Below are 20,469 nucleotides of genomic sequence, written 5' to 3'. Positions count from 1 at the left end.
AGGATGTTTTTCGCGGTCGCAGCGGTCGCGCTTCTCGCCGGCTGTGCAACCACCCCTCCGGCGCCCGCCGGCGCGCGGATCGTGGTGAGCCCCAGCCGCCAGCTCAAGATCACGAACGTGCAGGCCGAGCGGCGGCCGTCCTCGATCCTTGTTACGGGCCGCGTCGGGCGCCGCCCGGCGACCCGTACCTCGGTCTGGGGCCATCTCCACGTCGAGGCGTGGGGCGAGCGGGGTCTGCTGAAATGCGCGGATACGCGCTGGACGCTGCTGCGCAAGAGTCGGCTTCCGACCTCTTGGTTCAGGACGAAGCTTGAGGTCGCGCCCGAGGACGTAAACGAGATCAGGATCTCGCACGTCCCCGCCGCCGAGCGCCGCGAACACCAATCAGGAATTTGTGCATGATCGACCGTCTTATCGACGCATCCGTCCGCTTTCGCTGGGCGGTCGTCGCGTTCACCCTGCTGGTCGCGGCGTACGGCGCCTATCAGCTGCTGCGCGTGCCGATCGACGCGGTTCCCGACATCACCAACAAGCAGGTGCAGATCAACACCCAGGCGCCGGCCTTCGGTCCGCTCGACATGGAGCGGCTTGTCACCTTCCCGGTCGAGACCGCCATGGCGGGCATACCCGGGCTGGACTCGACTCGCTCGATCTCGCGCAACGGCTTCAGCCAGGTCACGGTCGTGTTCGATGACGACGTCGACATCTATTTCGCCCGGCAACAGGTGGCCGAGAGGCTGAACCAGGCCGGCGAGAGCCTTCCCGAAGGCGTTCAGCCGCAGATGGGCCCGCTCTCGACCGGCCTCGGCGAGGTGCTGATGTACAGCGTCGAATACGACCGCACGGCGACGGCGCGCGCCCCCAAGATCCCGGGACGTCCCGGCTTTCAGCCCGACGGATCCTTCCTGACGCCTCAAGGCGAGCGTCTCACCGACGACGTCGCCAAGGGCGGCTATCTGCGGACGATCCAGGACTGGGTGATCCGGCCGCAGCTGCGTTCGGTGGAAGGCCTTGCCGGCGTGGATTCGATCGGCGGGTACGAAAAGCAATATGTGGTGCAGCCGGATCCCGGTCGGCTCGCGTCGCTCGGCGTGTCCTTCTCCGAGCTCGCGGAGGCGCTCGAGCGGGGCAACATCTCGGTCGGCGCCAATTTCGTGCAGCGGGCCGGCGAGGCGTTCCTGGTGCGCGCCGATGCCCGGGTGCGCGACCTCGACGAGATCGAGCGGACCGCGGTCGGCACCCGCGGCGGCGTGCCCATCACCGTCGCCGACGTCGCGCAGGTGAAGGTCGGCGGCGATCTTCGCACCGGCGCCGCCTCCGTGAACGGCCGCGAGGCCGTGATCGGCACCGCCCTGATGCTGGTCGGCGAGAACAGTCGGATCGTTGCCGAGGCTGCGCGCGCACGGCTGGAGGAAGTGACGCGCTCGCTCCCGCCGGGCGTGGTCGTCAGGGTGCTCTACGACCGGTCCAAGCTCGTCGAGGCTACGATCGGAACGGTCGAGAAAAATCTCACGGAGGGCGCCCTGCTAGTCGCGGTGGCCCTGTTCCTGCTCCTCGGCAACATCCGCGCAGCGGTCATCGCCACGCTTATCATCCCGCTCTCGTTCCTGCTGATGGCGATTGGCATGAACCGGTTCGGGGTGTCGGGCAATCTGATGAGCCTTGGGGCTCTCGACTTCGGGCTGATCGTCGACGGCTCGATCATCATCATCGAGAACTGCCTGCGGAGGCTGGCGGAGCGCCAGCATCACGAGGATCGGCTGCTCACGCTCCCAGAGCGCCTGCACGAGGTCTATGTCGCGACCAAGGAGATGATCCGCCCGACCATCTTCGGCCAGGCGATCATCCTGCTCGTCTTCGCGCCGCTGCTCACCTTCACCGGGGTCGAGGGCAAGACCTTCTCGCCAATGGCGATCACGGTGATGCTTGCGCTGGTCGGCGCCTTCATATTGTCGCTGACCTTCGTCCCGGCGATGGTGGCGATCCTGATCAGGGGCAAGGTGGCGGAGAAGGACGTGCGCGCCATCGCCTGGTTCAAGCGGGGCTACGAGCCGGTGCTCCGCCGGCTCGTGGCGCGTCCCTGGCCGTGGATCGGCGGCGGCGTCGCGACCTTCGCGCTCGCCGGCCTGCTCTTCACGAGCCTTGGACGCGAGTTCATCCCGACGCTCGACGAGGGTGATCTTGCGATGCAGTCGCTGCGCGTGCCGTCGACCTCGCTCACCCAGTCGATGGACATGCAGCTGAAGGTCGAACAGGCGGTCTCGTCGCTTCCCGAAGTTGCCTACGTGTTCTCGAGGACCGGCACGGCCGAGGTGGCCAGCGACCCGATGCCGCAGAATGCGTCCGATGCGTTCATCATGCTGAAGCCCACGGATCAATGGCCCGATGGCGTCGAAAGCAAGGAGGACGTCGTCGAGCGGATCGAGGAGAAGCTCAAGACGCTGGCGGGCAACGCCTACGAGACCAGCCAGCCGATCGAGCTGCGCTTCAACGAGCTGATTGCCGGCGTCCGCGGCGACATTGCCGTCAAGGTGTTCGGAGAGGATCTCGACCAACTCGAGCAGGTGGCGGCACAGGTGTCGAAGGCCATGAGCGGCGTGCAGGGTACGGCCGATCTGCGGGTCGAGCAGACCGCGGGCTTTCCCACGCTCGAGGTGCAGTTCGACCGCGATGCGATCGCGCGCTACGGGCTCTCGGTGCAGGATGTGACCGACACCGTCGCGGCGGCGCTGGGCGGGCGCGAGGCCGGGCTCGTCTTCGAAGGGGATCGGCGGTTCGACATCATCGTGCGCCTGCCGAACGACCTTCGCGACAACCTCGACGCAGTGGGCGCCCTGCCGGTGCTGCTGCCGGGCGAGGGTGGCGTGCGCTCGTCGATACCGTTGCGCGAACTGGCGAGCTTCGGCTTCTCCGAAGGCCTCAACCAGGTCAGTCGCGAGAACGGCCAGCGACGCGTCGTGGTCCAGGCGAACGTTCGCGGCCGGGATCTCGGCTCCTACGTCGCGGACGCCCAGACGCGGGTGGCGGCGATCAAGCTGCCGCCCGGCGTGACGATCACCTGGGGCGGACAGTTCGAGAACCTACAGGCGGCCTCGCAACGTATCTCGCTGATCGTGCCGATCGTCTTCGCCTTGATCTTCGGGCTGCTCTTCCTTGCGCTCGGCGGGGTGCGCTACTCGCTCGCCGTCTACTCGGCCGTGCCGCTCGGCATCGCCGGCGGTGCCTTCGGCCTGGCGCTTGCGGGGCTGCCCTTCTCGATCTCCGCAGCGGTCGGCTTCATCGTCCTTTCGGGCGTGACCGTGCTCAACGGCCTGGTCGTCATGACCAGCATCCGGGAGCGCATCGACGCAGGCGCTGCTGTCGACGACGCGGTGGTCGAGGGGACGATGGAACGGGTGCGCGCGGTGCTGATGACCGGCATCGTCCCGGCGATCGGCTTCGTGCCGATGGCGATCGCTACGGGACGCGGCGCCGAGGTCCAGAAGCCGCTGGCGATCGTCGTCATCGGCGGTCTCATCGTCGCGACGATCATGACGCTCTACGTCCTGCCGGCGATCAGCCACCTCCTGCTCAAAGGGCGGAGGGTGCGGCATCATGTGGGGGACTATGACGATGTGAACGCGCTCGGCGGACCGCTGCCCGCGCAATGACGATCCGGCGGCAGCCTTGCGGCTGCCGCCGATGTTTCAGGAGACCAAGACGTGACCGAGCGAGAACGCCTCGACCTGCCGCTCCTGCTCCCGGAGGTCCCGGACGACGCCGACAGCTGTGTCGCGCGCCTGTTGGCCGACCTGCGCGGGCAGGACGGCGTCTCGGAGGCACACGTCGTCGCGGCGTCGGCCTCGTCCCCGGCGCAGCTCTGCGTGCATTACGACCGTGAGGTGATCAGCGTCGCGCGGATCCGTGACGCCGCCCGCCGCGCGGGTGCGTCGCTGACTTCGCGATTCGGACACGCCGTCTGGCAGGTCGAGGGCATCAACGACCAGCGGCGCGCCAGGACTGTCGCGGAGCGGCTGTGCGCCGTCAACGGCGTCCTCGAGGCGAATGCGAGCGCGAGCGGAACCGTGCGGATCGAGTTCGATCGCGAGGCTGTCGAAGAACGGCAGATCGTGGAGGTGCTCACAAGCATGGGCGTTTCCCGCAGGATCTCCATGGCGGTGGAGGCGCCGCCGGTCTCCGACGCTCACAGGGGCGGGGGCCGCGGCCACGAAGGGCACGACCATGAGGGCGGCCATGCCCATGGGGGAGCCTTTGGCGCCAACTCCGAACTCATCTTCGCGCTTCTGTCGGGCGTGCTGCTCGGGATCGGCTTCCTGCTCTCGCGGACCAGCAGCGGCCCGTCTGTTGCGCCGACCATTCTCTACGTCGCAGCCTATTTTTTCGGTGGCTTCTATACGCTCAGGGAAGCCGTGGATTCGCTGAAGCTGCGACGCTTCGAGATCGATACGCTCATGCTGGTCGCGGCGGCGGGGGCGGCGGCGCTCGGCGAGCTCGCCGAAGGAGCGCTCCTCCTCTTCCTCTTCAGCCTCGGCCATGCGCTCGAGCATTACGCGATGGGCCGCGCCAAACGTGCGATCGAGGCGCTGGCGGAACTGGCGCCGGAGACGGCCACGGTACGGCGCGGCGGCACGACCGAAGACGTGGCGGTAGCGGCTCTCAGGATCGGCGATGTCGTCGTGGTGAGGCCGAACGAGCGCCTTCCGGCCGACGGCTTCGTGATCGCGGGCACGAGCAGCGTCAACCAGGCGCCCGTGACCGGGGAAAGCGTGCCGGTGGACAAGGCGCCGGTGGGAGACCCGGCCGCCGCAGCGAAGACGCCCGACCAGGTCGGGTCACAGTCGCGCATCTTCGCTGGCACCATCAACGGCGCCGGGGCGCTCGAGGTGCAGGTCACGAGGCTGTCCTCCCAGTCGACCCTCGCCAGGGTCGTGGCCCTGGTCGGCGAGGCGGAGACGCAGAAATCGCCCACCCAGCGCTTCACCGACCGTTTCGAACGGATCTTCGTGCCCAGCGTCCTCGCCCTGGTCGTGCTGCTGCTCTTTGCCTGGGTCGTGATCGACGAGCCGTTCCGCGTCAGCTTCTACCGGGCGATGGCCGTGCTGGTCGCGGCGAGCCCCTGTGCGCTGGCGATCGCGACCCCAAGCGCGGTCCTCTCCGGCGTGGCGCGGGCCGCGAGGAGCGGCGTCCTGGTGAAGGGTGGCGCGCCGCTCGAGGATCTCGGGGTGCTCGGCGCGATCGCGTTCGACAAGACCGGCACGCTGACGGAGGGCAAGCCGCGGGTCACGGATGTCGTTTCGGCAGCCGGAACGACCGAGGAGGAATTGCTCAGGACGGCGGTGGCGGTCGAAGCGCTGAGCGATCATCCGCTGGCCAGCGCGATCATTCGAGACGGAGGACGCCGCTTGGGCGTCACGCCGCCCGCTGCCTCCGACGTACGGGCAGTCGTCGGGCGCGGGGTGGAGGCCGTGGTCGAGGGAGAGCTGGTCCATATCGGCCGGGACGAGCTCTTCGCGGAGGTCGGCGGAAGCTCGCTGCCCGAGGCAGTTCAGGCCGATGCGGACCGGCTGCGAGGCGAGGGGCGGACGATCATGATCGTCCGCCGGGGCGAGCGCTACCTCGGCACGATCGGCCTGATGGACACGCCACGCGAGGCCGCGAGACGAGCGACCCAGCGTCTCCGGGAGCTAGGAATCCGGCGGATGATCATGCTGTCGGGCGATAACGAGCGGGTGGCCAAAGCGGTTGCGGCGCAGGTCGGCATCGACGACGCCTGGGGCGACCTGATGCCGGACGACAAGGTCGAAGCCATCAAGACCCTCAAGGCCCAGGAGAAGGTCGCGATGGTCGGCGACGGGGTCAACGATGCTCCGGCGCTGGCCCACGCCACCGTCGGCATCGCCATGGGCGCGGCGGGTTCCGACGTCGCTCTGGAGACCGCAGATGTCGCGCTGATGGCCGACGACCTGTCCAAGCTCCCGCTCGCCCTGGCGCTCAGCCGGCAGACCCGTCGGATCATACGGCAGAACGTGTTCGTCAGCCTCGGGGTTGTGGCGGTGCTGGTGCCGGCCACGATCCTCGGCCTCGGGATCGGCCCTGCCGTCCTCGCCCACGAGGGATCGACCTTGCTGGTCGTGTTCAACGCGCTTCGGCTGCTCGCCTTCCGCGAGCGCGACGAGTCCGCGGCACGCGCGGGCGATCGACACCCGAGGCAAGGTGAGCGCAGTCTTGCCGCCGACCCGGCCTGAGGAAGGATCGATGGGGGCAGGACATGACCATGGCACCGAGGGGATGAGCGACGCGAGGCTGATCTGGGCGGTCATCGTCAACGTTCTCCTGACGGTGGCTCAGATCGCCGGCGGTGTCGTCTCGGGATCATTGTCGCTAATCGCCGATGCGCTGCACAACCTGAACGATGCGGCGTCGCTCGCGCTGGCCCTGTTCGCGCGGCGTATTTCCCGGCGGCCGGCGGACAAGCTGATGACCTTCGGCTACGGCCGGGCCGAGCTGGTCGCTGCCCTGATCAACCTCACCACCCTGATCATCGTCGGACTGTACCTGCTCGGCGAGGCGGTAAGCCGCTATCTCAGCCCGGAGCCGATCGCCGGATGGACGGTCGTCATCGTCGCCGGTGTCGCGCTGGCCATCGACGTGGTCACGGCTCTGCTGGTTCGCAGCGGCGCCAGGAACAGTCTCAACATCAAGGCGGCGTTCCTCCACAACGTGTCCGATGCGCTGGCGTCCCTCGGGGTGATCGTCGCCGGCACGCTGATCATCCTCTACGACCTCTACGTCGCCGATCTGGCCGTGACCGTGCTGATCGCAGCCTATGTGCTCCACCAGGGCCTCTCCCTCATGCCGCGGACGGTGCGGCTGCTGATGGGCGCCGTTCCCGACGATGTGGAGTTCCATTCCCTCGTCTCCGCGCTCCAGGCAGCAGAAGGTGTCCGGGGCGTTCACCACGTCCACGTCTGGAGCCTCGACGAGCATCGACGCGCGCTCGAGGCGCATCTGGAGGTTGGTGACGGCACCCTCCGCGAGATCGAGGAGATCAAGGAAGATGTGCGGCGGATGCTCGCTTCGCGCTTTCGCATCGAACATGCGACGCTCGAAGCCTGCTTCGCAGATGCGCGTGTGCACGAGACCGGGATCGTTCCTGCCGAATCCGGCTCCGCGGCGGCAGGGCAGGGGAGATGAGACCTCCCTCGCGCGGGTTGAGCGGGCGCGGGATCGAGCCCCGGCGGAGCAGGTTCGCAAGTGCCGATGGCGGAAGCTGGAGCGAACACTCTTTCATCGTCAGACCGCGAGCGGAGGCGCATCGATGTTCGAGATAAGCGAGACACGCGAGATGGCTGCCTCTCCTGAGAAAGTGTGGCGGGCGCTCACCGACTTCGCTGCCTACGGGTTGTGGAACCCTTACGTCCGCGTCGAGGGACAAGCTGTCGCCGGAACGCGCGTGCGCTACAGCTTCAGCCGCGCGCCGGGACGGCGGGCGATCGTCACCGATGCGCTGATCCTGATCTCCGACGCGCCGAAGCGGCTGGAGTTCGACATCGGGGTGCCGGGCCTGGTCCAGGCTACGAACTGGTATGCGGTCGAGGCGGCGCCGGAGGGGGCGCGCGTGACCCATGGGCTCCGCTTCTCGGGTCTGCTCACGTTCGTTGCAGGGGCCATCGCGCGCAGGATGGATCGCGGCTACATCGTGCACCCCCTGGACAGGCTCCAGCGGCATCTTCGCTTGGAGAGACCGCGCGCCCGCGGCACGGGTTCGGCCGCTAAGGGCAAGCGTTCGCCGCCGAGGAAGCTGCGCTAGCCGGCAAGGCTTCCCGAGGCATTTCGTCGATCCTAGCCTGGCTCGCTCGAGGCAGGGTCACACGACCTCGAAGGAGCGGCGAGATCCAGGCCCTCTTCCTGGCAGAGCATAGCGAACCTCGGATGTTCGTTCGCTACAACGCGGCCTGGCAGATCCCTGAACTTAGCCGTTTTGCGAAGATGGCGTTTCGGCCTGAACGGAGCGGGGCGCCGAGAGACACGGCCCGACGCGAGCAGGCGTTCGTCTCGCCTCTGGAAGATGCGTCGTTGAAGCATGGGCGCTATGGCGGGAAGATTGTAGCCTTTGAAAACGTCTCAGAAATAATCCTGCAGAACGATCTCGCGTCGGGTGCCGTCGGCGAGAGTGAGAGAGACCTTCGTGCCGGCGGTGCCCTCCGACCATCGCCATAGATCCGAGGACCAGTAAGTCTGGTCGACGGGGCGTCCATCGATCGCCACAATCCTTTCGCCTGCACGCCAGCCGGCCTGCTCCGCGGGCGAGTGGCGGGCGACGAGCAGGACGCGCAGGCTGCCGCCCTCCTGCAAGACACGCAGTCCCGACCTGTTGCGGGGGAGTTGCCCGGGCTTCGCCGCAAGATCCGGGACGAGGTAGAGCCGCTGGCGAGTATAGTCGGTGATGAGACGAAACTGCGAGAGGACCGGCATTCCGATCGTGCCGCTACCCATCCGGCTTTCCAGCGTCCCTCGGGATGGTGCCAGCACGGTCTCGACGTTCGTCAGCCGAATGCCCGCCAGCTCGATCGAGCGAAGGCTGATCAGGCCGGTCTCGCGAATGCCTCCGATGGTTCCGATGAGCGAACTGGATACGACGCGGCCCTCCGTGAGGCGGGCCGATGTCCAGAAAGGCTGCTGAAGCACGACTGCGCTCCCCGACCCGAGATCGAACTCGAGGGGACCGACGGTCCGGTCCTCCACGCCAACTTCGATGACACGGCCGTGTCCGGAGGGAAAAGGCCGCAGCGCCGTGCTCGTCGCGCTTGGCGGCGGCGAAAAGCCTTCCGGATGAGAGAAGGATATGCGCTGCCCAGGGAAATCGATGTCGATGACCGTCTGCTCGAAAATCTCCCGGCCCAGGATCACGTCGACATCCAGCCCGGTCTGCGACCTGACGGCCGCGAGGTCGGTGACGACTGCGGTCAATCCGCTCGCGTGCAGGGCGCCGATGGTCAGTTCGAGGCCGCTGACGAGCTCCGCCGAGGCGACGGCTCGACGATCGTCCAATGACGCGGCACCGACTCTGGCAAGCTTCAGTGCTTCTCCCAGCCGCCGATCGATCACCGTCTTTTCGGCGCCGCTGTCGAGGAGGATCTCGACTCGCGCCCCGTTGGCCTGGCCCTGCAGAACGACCCGGCTCCTGCGACTGAAGGTGAAGGGCTGCCACCCGGTCGTGCGCTGGCCGCTTTCGAACCGTATCTGCGTTTCTGGATCAGCGGCCATGGCAGGTGGCATGCCATGCAATCCCATGATGCACCAGAGCGCGAGGATGGAGCCGAGATGGAGACGGCCTCTACGCCAACGTTTCGAGCCCCCTTGTCGTCGCGCGGCCTGGAAGGTTCGTCGCATCGTCAAACTCTGCCCCCGTGTCGCGGCACCGACCAAAGAGGAGCTTAATGGTAATTCTGGCCTTGTCGATTCCCGCGTGGTGCCAGCCCCATTCAGGGGGGCTCGCGATGAAACGGACGACCCTGCTGATTGCAGCAGCGGGGCAACGGCCCGAGGTTGCGGAGACCCCCATTCCGAGCGGGAGCGGGTAGCGCCCCGCTGAAGGTCGTGCCGGGCGGCGGACCGCCTCGTTCTCTTCGCAGAGAGCGCAGGCAGGACCGGACGAGAGGGCGTCGTACAGGGGACGTGGATCGTAAACCGGGGGCGGGTCGTTGCCCCGATGGTCATCAGCAAGCGGAGCGTCGATGCGCGGGTTCATTATGGGTGTTTCACTTGTCGCGCTGGCGGCAAGCGGTTGTGGCGACAATCAGGGGGGAAACGGCAGCCAGAGCGTCGCCGTCGAACCGAAGCAGGTGACAGCGGCTGAGCTCCAGGCGGCAGTGACTGACGAGCGGGTGAGGCGCTTTTACGAGCTTCGGCAGTGGCAACCGGCTTGGACCGACGAATCAGCGCAGGATCTGACCGCCGCCCTGGGCGACGCCGGGCGGCATGCGATCGATGTGAGCTCTTTCACATACGCCGCGAGCCAGGCCGGCAGCCCTGCCGAGCGGGAGGCGCGGCTTACGCTCGCTGCAATCGAATATGCCTCGGCGCTCGCCACTGGCGCCACCGACCCCCGAAACCTGTGGGAGGTCTACACCGTTCCGATGAACAGGGTCGACGTGGTGGAGGGACTTCAGCAAGCCGCAGCGCAGGGAACCGTATCGGCCTGGCTTGCCGCCCTCGCCTCGCAGGATGCCGAGTACAAGGCGCTGTCCGAGGCGTACGTCTCCTATAAGCAGCGGGCCGGCGAGGAGGCACGCGCGCCGATCCCGTCCGGCAAGAAGATCGAAATCGGCAGCACCGATCCTCGTGTGCTCCAGATCGTCGACGCCCTCCGTAGCAACGGCTACCTCGCGGCGAAGCCCGCTGAGCAGGGAGATCGGAGCCGACCCGCGAGCGTGGGCGGCTCCGCTGTCTACACGCGGGAGATTGCGGAGGGAGTGAAGCGACTCCAGGCGGAGTACGGGATCAAGCCCGACGGCGTGATAGGAGACGAGGCCCTGGAAGCGCTGAACACCGGGCCCGTGCAGCGGGCGCGAATCCTGGCCGTGAACCTTGAGCGCCGCCGCTGGCTCCAGCGGCAGCCGCCCGCGACCCGGATCGACGTGAATACCGCCGCGACGGTCCTCGATTACTGGCGGGACGGCGAGCACGGCCATCGCGCGAAGGTGGTCGTGGGCCAGCCGGGATGGGAGACGCCCCAGCTCGGTTCCCCGATCACGCGGCTCGTCGCCAATCCGCCATGGACGGTGCCGGAATCGATCGCACAGAAGGAGGTGCTGCCGAAGGGCGCCGCCTACATGCGACGCGAGAACATGACCATGAAGGACCGCAGGATCGTGCAGGCGCCCGGGCCTAACTCGGCGCTCGGCCTCGTCAAGTTCGACATGGACAATCCGCACGCAATCTATCTGCACGACACGCCGGCCAAGGCGCTGTTCGCGAGGCAGGAGCGGCATGCGAGTCACGGCTGCGCACGTGTGGAGAATGCGATCGGGTTCGCGCGTCTTCTGGCTCAGTATGACGGCAAGCTCGACGCGTTCAACAAGGCTCTCGCGACTGGAGAGGAGACCGGCGTTCCGCTCTCCCGCGCGATCCCGGTGCGGTTCCTCTACCATACCGCCTATTTCGACGGATCGCGTGTGGTGTTCCTGCACGACGACTATGGCTGGGACGACAAGGTTGCGAAGAGCCTCGGCATCCGCGGCGAGTTGCGGCGCCACGCCAAGGCGTACCCCACCGATGTCGGGCCCTGAGCCGGGAACGACGGCAGAACGAGGGAAGCGTAGCCTGAAGATCCGCCGGGCGGCTATCCGCGCGAGCTCATCTCGGCCGGCGTGCTTAACGGGACCTCAACCGAATTCGGCCATGACCGGGGAATGCGCATGGACCGCCTGCTCCCCGTCATCCTTCTTTGCCCGGTGGCGGCGGCCTGCGCCCCCGCGGCGGCATTCCGGCCGCTCCCGATCGTCGATGCGACCGAGTGGGGCTCCGAGGTTACTGGATCGGGGGAGGAGGTTGCGGTTGAGGATCTCTGGAGAGCGCTCGGCTCGCCTGAGTTGGAGCGTCTCATCGGGGAGGCGCTGGCGCGGAACCCTGACATAGCTGTCGCGGCGAGCCGGATCGAGCAAGCCGCCGGCCAGTTGGACGCCGCCCGATCCTTGGCCCTGCCGTCTGTCTCGGCCACGGCAGGCGCTACCAGGGCGGCGAGTACCGGAGCGGCGAGCAGCAGCCTGCGGGCGGGGCTCAGCGCAAGCTATACTGTCGACCTGTCCGGCGGCGCTCGGGCCGCCGGCGGTTCGGCGGCGGCGCGGGTTCGGGCGAGCGGGTTCGATCACCGCGCCGTTGCGCTCGACGTCGCCGTCCAGGTCGCCCGAGCCTATCTCCAATTTGCGGCGCTCAGCGATCGAATCCGGGTGGCGGAGCGCAGCAAGGCGATCGCGCTCGACCTTCAGCGCATCATCGACATTCAGCTTCGCGAAGGCGAGGTCTCGCAGCTCGAGCAGGCCCAGCAGAGGACGGAGGTCGCCACGCTGGATGCCGAGATGGAGTCGTTGAAGCTCGCCCGCAGGCTCACCCAGGATGCGCTCGCCGTCCTCACCGGCGCCGAGGCGCCCGGCTTCCGGCTCGGTGAGGCGAGTCTCGCGGAATTCCGGCTTCCCGCCCTTTCACCGGGTCAGCCTTCCACTCTCCTCGCACGCCGCCCTGACCTGCTCGCGGCCGAGGCAAGGATCGTCGCTGCCCACGGAGACATCGATTCGGCACGCGCCGCGTTCTTGCCTTCGCTATCCGTCAGCCCCGGTCTGCTCGCCAGTGGGGTGGGGCTGTTCGATCCCCTCACCACAACCGTCTCGCTGGCGAGCAGCATCCTCGCTCCGATCTTCTCCGGAGGGCGGCTCCGGGGAGATCTCCGGCAGGCAGAGGCAGCGCAGGTCGAAAGCGTCGAGCTCTACAGGAAGGCGATCCTCGCCGCGCTGCAGGAGACCGAGGATGCGCTCGCCACGATCGACGCCTCGATGAGAAGAGAGGCGGCACTGCGAACCGCGGCGGCCGAGGCCGAGCGGGCGGCGACCCTCGCGACGCAGCGCTACTCCGAGGGGTACGAATCGTTTCAGACCGTGCTCGTGATCCGCCGGAGCCGTCTTTCGGCGGAGGATGCGCACGCCCAGGTGGTGCAGGAGCGCCTCGAGGCCGTGATAGCGCTGTATCGCGCCATCGGCGGTTCACCCCTGATCGTGCCGTCGCCTGTCGTTGGATCGCGCTAGATCGGGAGCGCGCCACGAGCCGCGGGAGAGGCCGACGGTTTCAGCTTTGTTCGTCGCGTAGCCTTTGCCGGTCTGCGGGAGAGAGGAGGGCGTCACACGCGGCAGGCTCGACGAGCGGCGTGGTGCCTCTTCGATCGGCGAGCGCCTCGGCAGCCCTGTGCGCGCTGTCGTGCTGGCTGGCCGGAAGCTTCTGTTCGAAGATCGTCGCCTTGTTGAGCAGCAGGTCCTGCGCGGCCGCGGAGGAGGCGCCGCGCGACGCCTTGAGCGCCTCGGCGGCACACAGGATCTCCGTGCTGGGCGCCGATGTGTCCTTCGCTGCGGAACATCCCGCGAGCGCGGAAGACAGCACGAGCGCGGAAACGACCTTCCCCTTCATCCTGATCCTCCTTGGCACAGGCAGTCCCTACCGCGACGAAGACCCTCTGGGAATCCTGCCTGTCGAACCGCCGTCGGCTGGAGACTGGCTCTACGGCACCGGAGGCCCGGACTTGGTCCCGCGGGCGTGAGCAGACTGTGCCCGCTCGCGCTTGGCTTGTCCTCGGAACATGGGCGGCTCATAATGCCGAGGAACTCATGCGCGCGGGGGAGCAAGGCATGACAGCGGCAGGCCAGTGCGGGGGAACGGAGCCTGGGTCGACCGGGAAGCAGGCGAGGTCTGTGCCGTTCGACGGGACCTCTTGCAGCGCGCAGGAGGACGCCAGTCGGGTAGGAGCCGAGGCCGCGCTCGACGCCCAGATGCATAAACTCGTCATGGCCGAAATCGTCGCTTCGGGGTTGGCGGCTCAGCTTCTTCTTCTCCTGTTCTCGCAGGCGGCCGGAGGAACATCGCGTCTCGAATTCGGAATGGCGCATCTTATTGCGCTGGGCCTGGCGATCCTCCTCCTTGTCCGATCCGCGGCGGCGCATCGTCGTTCGAGGAACACCCATTCGATGGCAGTGGCTTTTCTCCAGGCCAGTTTCGCTCAGGAGGAGAGCGACCGTGATTGAGGAGCCCGCCCCGCTGGCGATCGCCACGGCCTCTCGATCGCTCCTGCGCTCGGTCTTGGTTCCAACGCTCTGGTTTGCGAACGCGACATCGGGTCTGTTCGGCCTCGGCATCCTCTTGTTCGGGACCGCGAAGCTCCAGAGCTGGAACGTTGAAGCCGCTGATCGTTTCGGGACAACCCTGGCCCGGGTCGACACGGCGGAGATCACCGCTCTGACGGCAGTCGTCGTGGCGCTCGTCGGCTTGAACGTCGTTGCGTTCATGCGGGTCACGCAACAGAAGCGATCGATCCAGGAGCATTTCCTCGGGCTGCTCGCCGAGAGCATGGCTCCCTCGGAACGGCTGGGCATCTTGAAGATGCTGCGGTAGCGCGTGCCAATACGCACTGGTGCGCTTCGCAGGCATGTCGGAAGCATTGTAGGTCCGATATTCAACGAAAGCTTCTGAACCTGCCTCGGCCTCGCAGCGCGGGTGTTCCGGGCCCGATGGCTACTCGCTGCTCAATCCTTTGATACAGCTTGATGGAAGCGGGCTATTCTGGCGCGCCGCCTTGGGTTGGTCTAGTCACGCCTTCCGCAGCGGGCGCCGATCCGAAGAGTTGTCGCGCACTGGAAGCGTCGTCCCTGTCGATCCGACGTATCGACCGTCCCGAGTGCGCATCGAGCAAACCACCTCAACGCCTCCAGGCAGCTAACGTGATCAGGTGATCTTGCGCGGCGCGACCCCCCCTAGGCGACCGCCCACAGCCTCCGATCCCGACGTATTCGGCGCCTTTGCCTCCTGCTCATCCGCATGGCTCAAGCCACCTGAAGGTAGAGCCTCAGCGTCGCGATATTCGCTTTCCTCTACACCTCGGTCAGGAGTCGCTCGCCGTCTCATGCTCATCCAACGCGGTTTCCAAGCGCGCGTTCCGACCAAGGCCCTGCTATGCATCGGGGCATTCGAACGGGCCGAGTTCACCTTGGGGGCAAAGGAGGAGGCAGCGGAGGCGCACCTATGGCGCGGTTCCTTGCGAATGCGTCCAGGCCGAAGCATGTGATCGACGGGTTGATACACCAATCGCTTGCCCGCCAAGCTCGAGGCGGCGGTGCAGCGAACCATCATAGGTATTCCGTGGAATGAAGAGCTTTGACCTGGCCGCCTCACTTGATCGCCGCCTGGTTCTGAAAGGCGCTTTGCTGGAACTCGCCATGCTCGCGACTGGAGCTGGAACTCGCTCTTCCGCCTTGACAACGGCCGCGTCCCCCCACGGGGTCGGGGCTGTGAACGTCTTCGGCTGGACCCCTTTCGAGCTCGTCACGGGCGATACGCTGGTGGTGGACGCGGAGGCGATCGGAATCTCCGTCAACGCTATTCTTGATACGGGCAGCGCAGCCTCGATCATCGACCACTCATTCGCGACGAGGGCCGGCCTGAAGAGCGTGGAGCAACGTACGGTTCGCGGGAATAGCGGTCGCGCTGCCGTCGGGATCATTCGTGATGTTGACATCCTCTGGGGTGGAGCACCGCTTCGTCTGCCCATAGCCGTCATCAGTGATCTTCGAACCGTATCGCTGGCGTATGGCCGACAAATCGACCTGGTCCTGGGGCACGATGTGCTTGCAGGACGCGTGCTCGCAATGGACTTTTTGCGACGCCGGAACGGTCTCGGTGTCAACTTTCACGGAGGAAAACGGTGGGTGTCCGTACCGGTCACCTCCGGCGCCAATCGCGAGTTGCTGATTCCGGGCTCGGTGGCGGGGTTGCCTCCTGCGCCGTTCATCCTCGATCTCGGAAGCTCGACACCACTCATGCTGTCGAAGAAATATGCCGACGAACATCGTCTGCTGGTCGGAACCCGTCAGTCCACGGCGATCCTGGCCGGCATCGAGGGCGTGCAAACAGCGGCGACGGTGATGACGAGGCGCGCTGAGATTGGTGGCCTGCCGGTTGGCTCAATTCCGACCCTCATCGTCGACAACTGGCTATCTGTAAGCGCCGTGGGGAATATCGGTCTGCCCCTGCTCGCCCAATATGAGATGGTGCTGGACATGGCGGCAAACGAGTTGTGGCTTCGACCACCCTCGTCGCGATCGGCGGTGGAGATGCTGAAGGATCGCAGCGGCCTCGGGCTAGCAGTGTCCGGCGATGCTCTGACGGTCGTGCATCTCGCGAAAGGGAGCCCTGCCGCCCGAGGCGGGTGGTCCGTAGGCGATCGGATCAGGCGAGTGAATGGAAAAGCAATAGACGCAACGTACACGCGAGGATCCTTGTGGCATTGGCGTTATGATCCTGCAGGAACACGAGTAAGCTTGAGCGTGGAATCCTCGCGTCCTCGAGAGATGATACTGGAGGACTATTATTGATTTGCGATCTGTTCTCGGCCTTTGACGTCGTGATAGTTGGCCCGTGCCCTAGTCGGTCGCCACGCACCGCCTTTGCGAGAAAGGCTTGGCGAGCAGCTGACCATGCCTCTCATGTCGGGCGATGCGGCTCCTCATGGCGGTCGTGCGTTACGGCGTTCCCGGCAGGCTTGGCAGCCTGGTCCGGCTGACCACGTAGGCTGTGCAGGGTCTTGGTGAACTGGAGTCGGCCAAGCGATTGAAGAGGAGGAAGTTGGTGCATCTGCGGAAGCTTTGGATCTCGATCGCGGTCGCGCTTCTCGCTACCTTTCCCGCTCTCTATCTTCGCTTCACGGGAAGCCGCCCGGATCCCGTTCTCGATGCAGCCCTTTTCGGCACTGCCATACTTGCGGCGGGATTCATGCTCTCCTGGGGAGCGGAATCGGCGGAGGGGCAGATATCATCGGGGCTGATTCTCGCAGTTGTTGCTCTTATCACCGTCCTCCCGGAATACGCGGTCGACATCTACTATGCGTGGAGAGCCGGCCAGAATCCCCAATCCCCGTACGTCCACTACGCCGCTGCCAACATGACAGGCGCGAACCGGCTGCTCGTGGGTCTCGCCTGGCCACTGCTGGTGCTGTTGAACTGGTGGCGGACGCGCGAACAGGCGATCTCTCTGGCACCAGTGAATCGCGTCGAAATCGCGTTCCTTCTCCTGCCCACGGTCTACGCGTTCATCATCCTCCTGCGAGACAGGATCGGTCCCTTCGATGCCTTTGTTCTGATCGGCATCTTCGCGGCCTACATCTGGCGGGTAAGCACGCTTCCCAAGGTGGAGGGCGAGGATGAGGAGCGAGAAGCTGCGGAGCCCGGGCTTGCAGCGGCGATCGAAGCCCTTCCGATCCGATCGCAGTGGACGTTGATGGCCTTGCTTACCCTCGTCGCCGCCGCGGTCATCTTCGTCTCGGCCGAGCCGTTCGCCGAATCGATGGTTGAGGCGGGGCGCGTGATCGGAATCGACGAGTTCCTGCTCATCCAGTGGCTTGCGCCCCTCGCCAGCGAGGCTCCGGCAGTCACTGTCGCGGTGCTGTTCGTGCTTTCGGCACGAGCCGCGGCGGGCATGACGACCATGATATCGGACAAGATCAACCAGTGGACGCTGCTCGTCGGCATGCTGCCGCTCGCGTTTAGTGTCGGCGCCGGAACACTGTCCTCGCTTCCGCTGGACTCCCGGCAGCACGAGGAGTTCTTCCTGACTGCTGCGCAGTCGCTGTTCGGTCTGTCACTTCTTCTCCGCCTCAGACTTGGCGTCGGTGGCGCCGTGGCGCTCGTCATCCTGTTCAGCCTGCAAGTGGTTCTCGCCTTCAGCTTCCGAACTGACGAAGCGCGAACGATTGCTACGCTTACCGCCTTGGGCTGGGGCTACATCGCCCTGTCGGTTGCCATTGCGCTGCTTAATGCCAAGCGCTTGCGAATGTTTTGGGCTGGGCTGTTCGGCAACGTGCATTCCACGATACCCACATCTTTGGATCGGATATCGTGAGGCGAAGCCGCGACGTCGTACCGGGGGCCGCTGTTGCAGCGCCTGCCGACCTGTGGCTGATTCCGGACGTGGCTCGCGGTGACGAACAAGGTCTCCGAGATCTAGCCCAAATCCGGTGAGCACCGTCTATCAGCCAGACCAGGCCTCATCGGCGACATCGGGCCGTCAGGCTGGCGAAAGGCCACATAGGCGCTGAAGCACCGCGGATCTAGTTCCCCCCGAGGAAGACTACACGTGCGATCAAGAACTCACTGCCGCATGGTCATTCTGCCCGGCCGATGACCGTCGGTTATACCAGAAGCCGAACAGGACAAGCGCGAGCGTCAGGACCTGGGCAAGGACCGCCTCGCGGGTCGGGCTCAGGCCCAGGATGCCAATACGCGGGATCCAGGCCATCGGCCTGATGTCGATCAGCCCTGCTTCCTGAAGGGCAGCTACGCCCTTGCCGGCGAGCACGACCGCCAGAACCGCGATCAGTGCCGAGCTGTACGAGAAGAACTTCGCAATCGGGAGGGTTCGGCTGTATTTCAGCATGGCCGCAGCCACCATGGCGAGCACGACGAGCGCGACCGCGGCTCCGGCCAGCACGGCGCCGCCGTTGCCCTGGCTCCACAGTGTCGCGTAGAACAGGATCGTTTCGAAGACCTCTCGGTAGACGACGACGAAGGTCAGCCCGAACAGGAACCACGCCGACCGCTTCGTCAACGCGTGGGACATTCGCTCGGCAATGTAGCGCTGCCACGCGCCCGCCTGCGCCTTGCCGTGCATCCAGATGCCGACGGACAGGAGAACCACGGCTGCGAATATCGATCCGAAGCCTTCGGTGAGCTCGCGGCTCGCGCCGCTGACTCCTATCACGTAGGTGGCGGCAGCCCAGGTGGCGGCTCCGGCGACCAGCGCTGCGATCCAGCCGCAGTGGACATAGCCCATCACGTCGGTGCGCTCCGCCTTGCGGAGGAAGGCGACCATGGCGATGACGATGAGAAGCGCCTCGAGTCCTTCGCGCAGCAGGATCGTGAAGGCTCCGACGAAGCTGGAACTGGTGCTGGCGCTCTCCGGACCGAGCTGAGCTTCAGCCTGGGTGAAGAGGCTCCGGACCTCGCCGACCTGTGCGCGGACCTGCTCCGCGGGCATTCCGCGGTCGATCCGGGAGCGGAGCTCCGCCATGGCGCCCTCGATCTCGCCCATCAGAGAGGCGTCTCGCGCGCTGAGGAGGGGTTCCACTGGTTCGAAGCCGTCGAGGTAGGCGGAAAGCGCCAGGTCCGTGGCCCCGGTCCGATCTCCGGCCTCATAGGCGGAAAGCGCCTGGGTGAGCCGCTCCTTGGCCAGAGTGAGCGAACCGGCGGAACCGGTGGAGAGTTCTTCCGGATGACCGCGCAGATATGCCGTGACTGCCTTCGCCTTCTCCGCTCCGACGGCCTGTTCGAGCTGTGCCGGGGTTATTGCAACGAGCGCCGCCAGATCGGGAACCTTGCTGCTGACGCCGACCTCAAGGAATATCTCGCTACCTCCCGACGCCAGACCTTCCGGATAGGCGTAGCGGCCCACGTGAAACGCAAGCGCCCAACGATCCTCGGGCGAGAGATGTGCAAAGGATGGCATCGCCGTGCCTTCAAGACCTTGCTCAATGACCTGGTAGAGGCCGAACAGGCTGCGCTCTCGCGCCCGGCTTTCGTCGGTGAAGTCGATCGGCGGCGGGTCCATGCGAACGGCTGCCGGGCCTCTGCCGTCGCCCTGCGCACCATGGCAGCTCGCGCAATTCTGCGCGTAGAGAGTCGCGCCTCGGCCGAGATCGGGGATGCTGCTGGGCGCGAGCGGTACCGGGTAGGCGGACAGCAACGCGCGACCGAGGCGCCGGGAAGACGCGGCGATTGCGGCGGGCTCGGCCTTCGCCGAGATGGCGGCCTGGAGAGCGGCAGCATCCCGGAGCAGGCCAGCACGGGCCTGATGCGGAGGCAGCTGGCCGAGGCGCTCGCGAACGCTGGCGGAGAATTCCACCATCTCCACATACTCGGCTTCGTTGACGACGCGGCCGCCGGTGACCGCGCCGGGATAGTCGACCGCGATATAGTCGAGGAGCCGCCAGATCGTCTGCGCGGGTGCGGTCTCTGCCTGTGCCGGTGCGGCGAACATGCCGAGGAGAAGGAGCGACAAGACGAGCGTCCGGACGAAACGGATGATAATCATGGTTGCTCCCGGAGCTCTTTGCGGGCGTCGTGGAGGATCTCCCAGGCGGACTGCAGGAAGAGGATGGCGATGCCGGCCGCGACGACGATGTCTGGCCATGCGCTGTCCAGGGCGAACACCAGCGCCGCCGCGGAGATGACGGCGATGTTGGCGAGGGCGTCGTTCCTCGAGAAAAGCCAGATGGCCCGGGCTTGGGCGTCGCCGCCGTGACGAAAGCGTGCAAGGATAAGCGCCGCGGTGACGTTGACGGCGAGCGCCACGATCCCGATGCCGCCCATCAGCTCTGCCTCCGGCGGGGTCGCGGTGAGGGCGCGCCAGAGAGCCATGCCAAGCACCCACAGGCCGAGCGCTCCGAGGAAAAGGCCTTGGGTCATCGCGACCTTCGCACGCGTGCTCGCCGCCCATCCCAGCGCGAGCAGGCCGACGAAGGTGATCGAACCGTCGCCGAGAAAGTCGAGCGCGTCGGCCTTCAGAGCCTGACTGTTGGCGAGGAAGCCGCCCACGATCTCGCAAAGGCCGAAGCCCACGTTGAGGATGACTACCCACCACAGCGCGCGCCGATAGGCCGGGTCTGTTTCGGCGCGCTTGGTGTCGCCGGTGCAGCCGCAGCCGCCTGATTCGTTCTCCATT

The 20,469-nt window shown here is 66.3% G+C and carries 15 protein-coding genes; 11 read left to right on the top strand and 4 right to left on the bottom strand.

Annotation, left to right across the window (positions count from 1 at the left end):
• The first annotated feature begins 3 nt into the window (after window positions 1-3).
• The 5 genes from E2493_RS02795 (at window position 4) to E2493_RS02775 (ending at window position 7,810) form a co-directional block, all read left to right on the top strand.
• Window positions 4-402, top strand: a complete 399-nt coding sequence (locus E2493_RS02795; protein ID WP_135083498.1) for a hypothetical protein — start codon at window positions 4-6, stop codon at window positions 400-402.
• Entirely contained in the window at window positions 399-3,650 is a 3,252-nt protein-coding gene (locus tag E2493_RS02790; protein ID WP_135083496.1) for an efflux RND transporter permease subunit, read from the top strand. Before E2493_RS02795 ends, E2493_RS02790 begins: the two co-directional genes overlap by 4 nt.
• A 51-nt stretch (window positions 3,651-3,701) precedes the next feature.
• A complete protein-coding gene (locus E2493_RS02785; RefSeq protein ID WP_135083495.1) occupies window positions 3,702-6,245 on the top strand; it encodes a heavy metal translocating P-type ATPase in 2,544 nt (847 codons plus the stop codon).
• A 10-nt stretch (window positions 6,246-6,255) separates the two neighbouring features.
• Complete coding sequence (locus tag E2493_RS02780; protein WP_135083493.1) at window positions 6,256-7,194, top strand: cation diffusion facilitator family transporter; 939 nt, start codon at window positions 6,256-6,258, stop codon at window positions 7,192-7,194.
• 124 nt (window positions 7,195-7,318) lie between these two features.
• Window positions 7,319-7,810 (top strand): SRPBCC family protein, encoded by a 492-nt coding sequence (locus E2493_RS02775; RefSeq protein WP_167737354.1) that lies wholly within the window; start codon window positions 7,319-7,321, stop codon window positions 7,808-7,810.
• 314 nt (window positions 7,811-8,124) lie between these two features.
• On the opposite strand, the gene E2493_RS02770 is transcribed toward E2493_RS02775, so the two are convergent.
• Complete coding sequence (locus tag E2493_RS02770) at window positions 8,125-9,267, bottom strand: aspartyl protease family protein (protein ID WP_225421108.1); 1,143 nt, start codon at window positions 9,265-9,267, stop codon at window positions 8,125-8,127.
• Window positions 9,268-9,737: 470 nt separating this feature from the next.
• Here E2493_RS02770 and E2493_RS02765 point away from each other — a divergent pair, with 470 nt between their 5' ends.
• Both E2493_RS02765 and E2493_RS02760 read left to right on the top strand, forming a co-directional pair.
• A complete protein-coding gene (locus E2493_RS02765) occupies window positions 9,738-11,291 on the top strand; it encodes a L,D-transpeptidase family protein (protein WP_135083487.1) in 1,554 nt (517 codons plus the stop codon).
• 129 nt (window positions 11,292-11,420) lie between these two features.
• Window positions 11,421-12,800, top strand: a complete 1,380-nt coding sequence (locus E2493_RS02760; RefSeq protein WP_167737352.1) for an efflux transporter outer membrane subunit — start codon at window positions 11,421-11,423, stop codon at window positions 12,798-12,800.
• Between the two features lie 40 nt (window positions 12,801-12,840).
• Here E2493_RS02760 and E2493_RS02755 read toward each other — a convergent pair whose 3' ends face one another.
• Entirely contained in the window at window positions 12,841-13,176 is a 336-nt protein-coding gene (locus E2493_RS02755) for a hypothetical protein (protein WP_135083483.1), read from the bottom strand.
• A 281-nt stretch (window positions 13,177-13,457) separates the two neighbouring features.
• Here E2493_RS02755 and E2493_RS02750 point away from each other — a divergent pair, with 281 nt between their 5' ends.
• The 4 genes from E2493_RS02750 (at window position 13,458) to E2493_RS02735 (ending at window position 17,652) form a co-directional block, all read left to right on the top strand.
• Window positions 13,458-13,787: a hypothetical protein gene (locus tag E2493_RS02750; RefSeq protein ID WP_135083481.1), complete on the top strand. Its 330-nt coding sequence runs from the start codon at window positions 13,458-13,460 to the stop codon at window positions 13,785-13,787.
• Window positions 13,780-14,154, top strand: coding sequence for a hypothetical protein (locus E2493_RS02745; protein ID WP_135083480.1), 375 nt, complete (start codon window positions 13,780-13,782; stop codon window positions 14,152-14,154). Before E2493_RS02750 ends, E2493_RS02745 begins: the two co-directional genes overlap by 8 nt.
• 749 nt (window positions 14,155-14,903) lie before the next feature.
• Window positions 14,904-16,130 carry an aspartyl protease family protein gene (locus E2493_RS02740; RefSeq protein ID WP_135083478.1) on the top strand — a complete coding sequence of 409 codons (1,227 nt, stop codon included), beginning with the start codon at window positions 14,904-14,906 and terminating at the stop codon, window positions 16,128-16,130.
• 253 nt (window positions 16,131-16,383) lie between these two features.
• Entirely contained in the window at window positions 16,384-17,652 is a 1,269-nt protein-coding gene (locus E2493_RS02735) for a sodium:proton exchanger (protein WP_225421107.1), read from the top strand.
• Between the two features lie 240 nt (window positions 17,653-17,892).
• Here E2493_RS02735 and E2493_RS02730 read toward each other — a convergent pair whose 3' ends face one another.
• On the bottom strand, window positions 17,893-19,839 hold the full coding sequence (locus E2493_RS02730; RefSeq protein ID WP_135083476.1) for an FTR1 family protein: 1,947 nt from the start codon (window positions 19,837-19,839) through the stop codon (window positions 17,893-17,895).
• Window positions 19,836-20,468 carry a cation transporter gene (locus E2493_RS02725; protein ID WP_135083474.1) on the bottom strand — a complete coding sequence of 211 codons (633 nt, stop codon included), beginning with the start codon at window positions 20,466-20,468 and terminating at the stop codon, window positions 19,836-19,838. Before E2493_RS02725 ends, E2493_RS02730 begins: the two co-directional genes overlap by 4 nt.
• Between the last annotated feature and the right edge of the window lies 1 nt (window position 20,469).

The organism is Sphingomonas parva (ex Maeng et al. 2020), from assembly GCF_004564275.1.
Lineage (GTDB): Bacteria > Pseudomonadota > Alphaproteobacteria > Sphingomonadales > Sphingomonadaceae > Allosphingosinicella > Allosphingosinicella parva.
The sequence above is the reverse complement of the archived record's forward strand: the minus strand, read 5'-3'. Positions and strand labels throughout refer to the sequence as shown.

Coding starts and splice junctions, on each gene's coding strand:
- E2493_RS02780 (WP_135083493.1), top strand. CDS start 6,256: ATGGGGGCAGGACATGACCATGGCACCGAGGGGATGAGCGACGCGAGG.
- E2493_RS02765 (WP_135083487.1), top strand. CDS start 9,738: ATGCGCGGGTTCATTATGGGTGTTTCACTTGTCGCGCTGGCGGCAAGC.
- E2493_RS02740 (WP_135083478.1), top strand. CDS start 14,904: ATGAAGAGCTTTGACCTGGCCGCCTCACTTGATCGCCGCCTGGTTCTG.
- E2493_RS02770 (WP_225421108.1), bottom strand. CDS start 9,267: ATGGCCGCTGATCCAGAAACGCAGATACGGTTCGAAAGCGGCCAGCGC.
- E2493_RS02760 (WP_167737352.1), top strand. CDS start 11,421: ATGGACCGCCTGCTCCCCGTCATCCTTCTTTGCCCGGTGGCGGCGGCC.
- E2493_RS02775 (WP_167737354.1), top strand. CDS start 7,319: ATGTTCGAGATAAGCGAGACACGCGAGATGGCTGCCTCTCCTGAGAAA.
- E2493_RS02725 (WP_135083474.1), bottom strand. CDS start 20,468: ATGGAGAACGAATCAGGCGGCTGCGGCTGCACCGGCGACACCAAGCGC.
- E2493_RS02790 (WP_135083496.1), top strand. CDS start 399: ATGATCGACCGTCTTATCGACGCATCCGTCCGCTTTCGCTGGGCGGTC.
- E2493_RS02795 (WP_135083498.1), top strand. CDS start 4: ATGTTTTTCGCGGTCGCAGCGGTCGCGCTTCTCGCCGGCTGTGCAACC.
- E2493_RS02730 (WP_135083476.1), bottom strand. CDS start 19,839: ATGATTATCATCCGTTTCGTCCGGACGCTCGTCTTGTCGCTCCTTCTC.
- E2493_RS02755 (WP_135083483.1), bottom strand. CDS start 13,176: ATGAAGGGGAAGGTCGTTTCCGCGCTCGTGCTGTCTTCCGCGCTCGCG.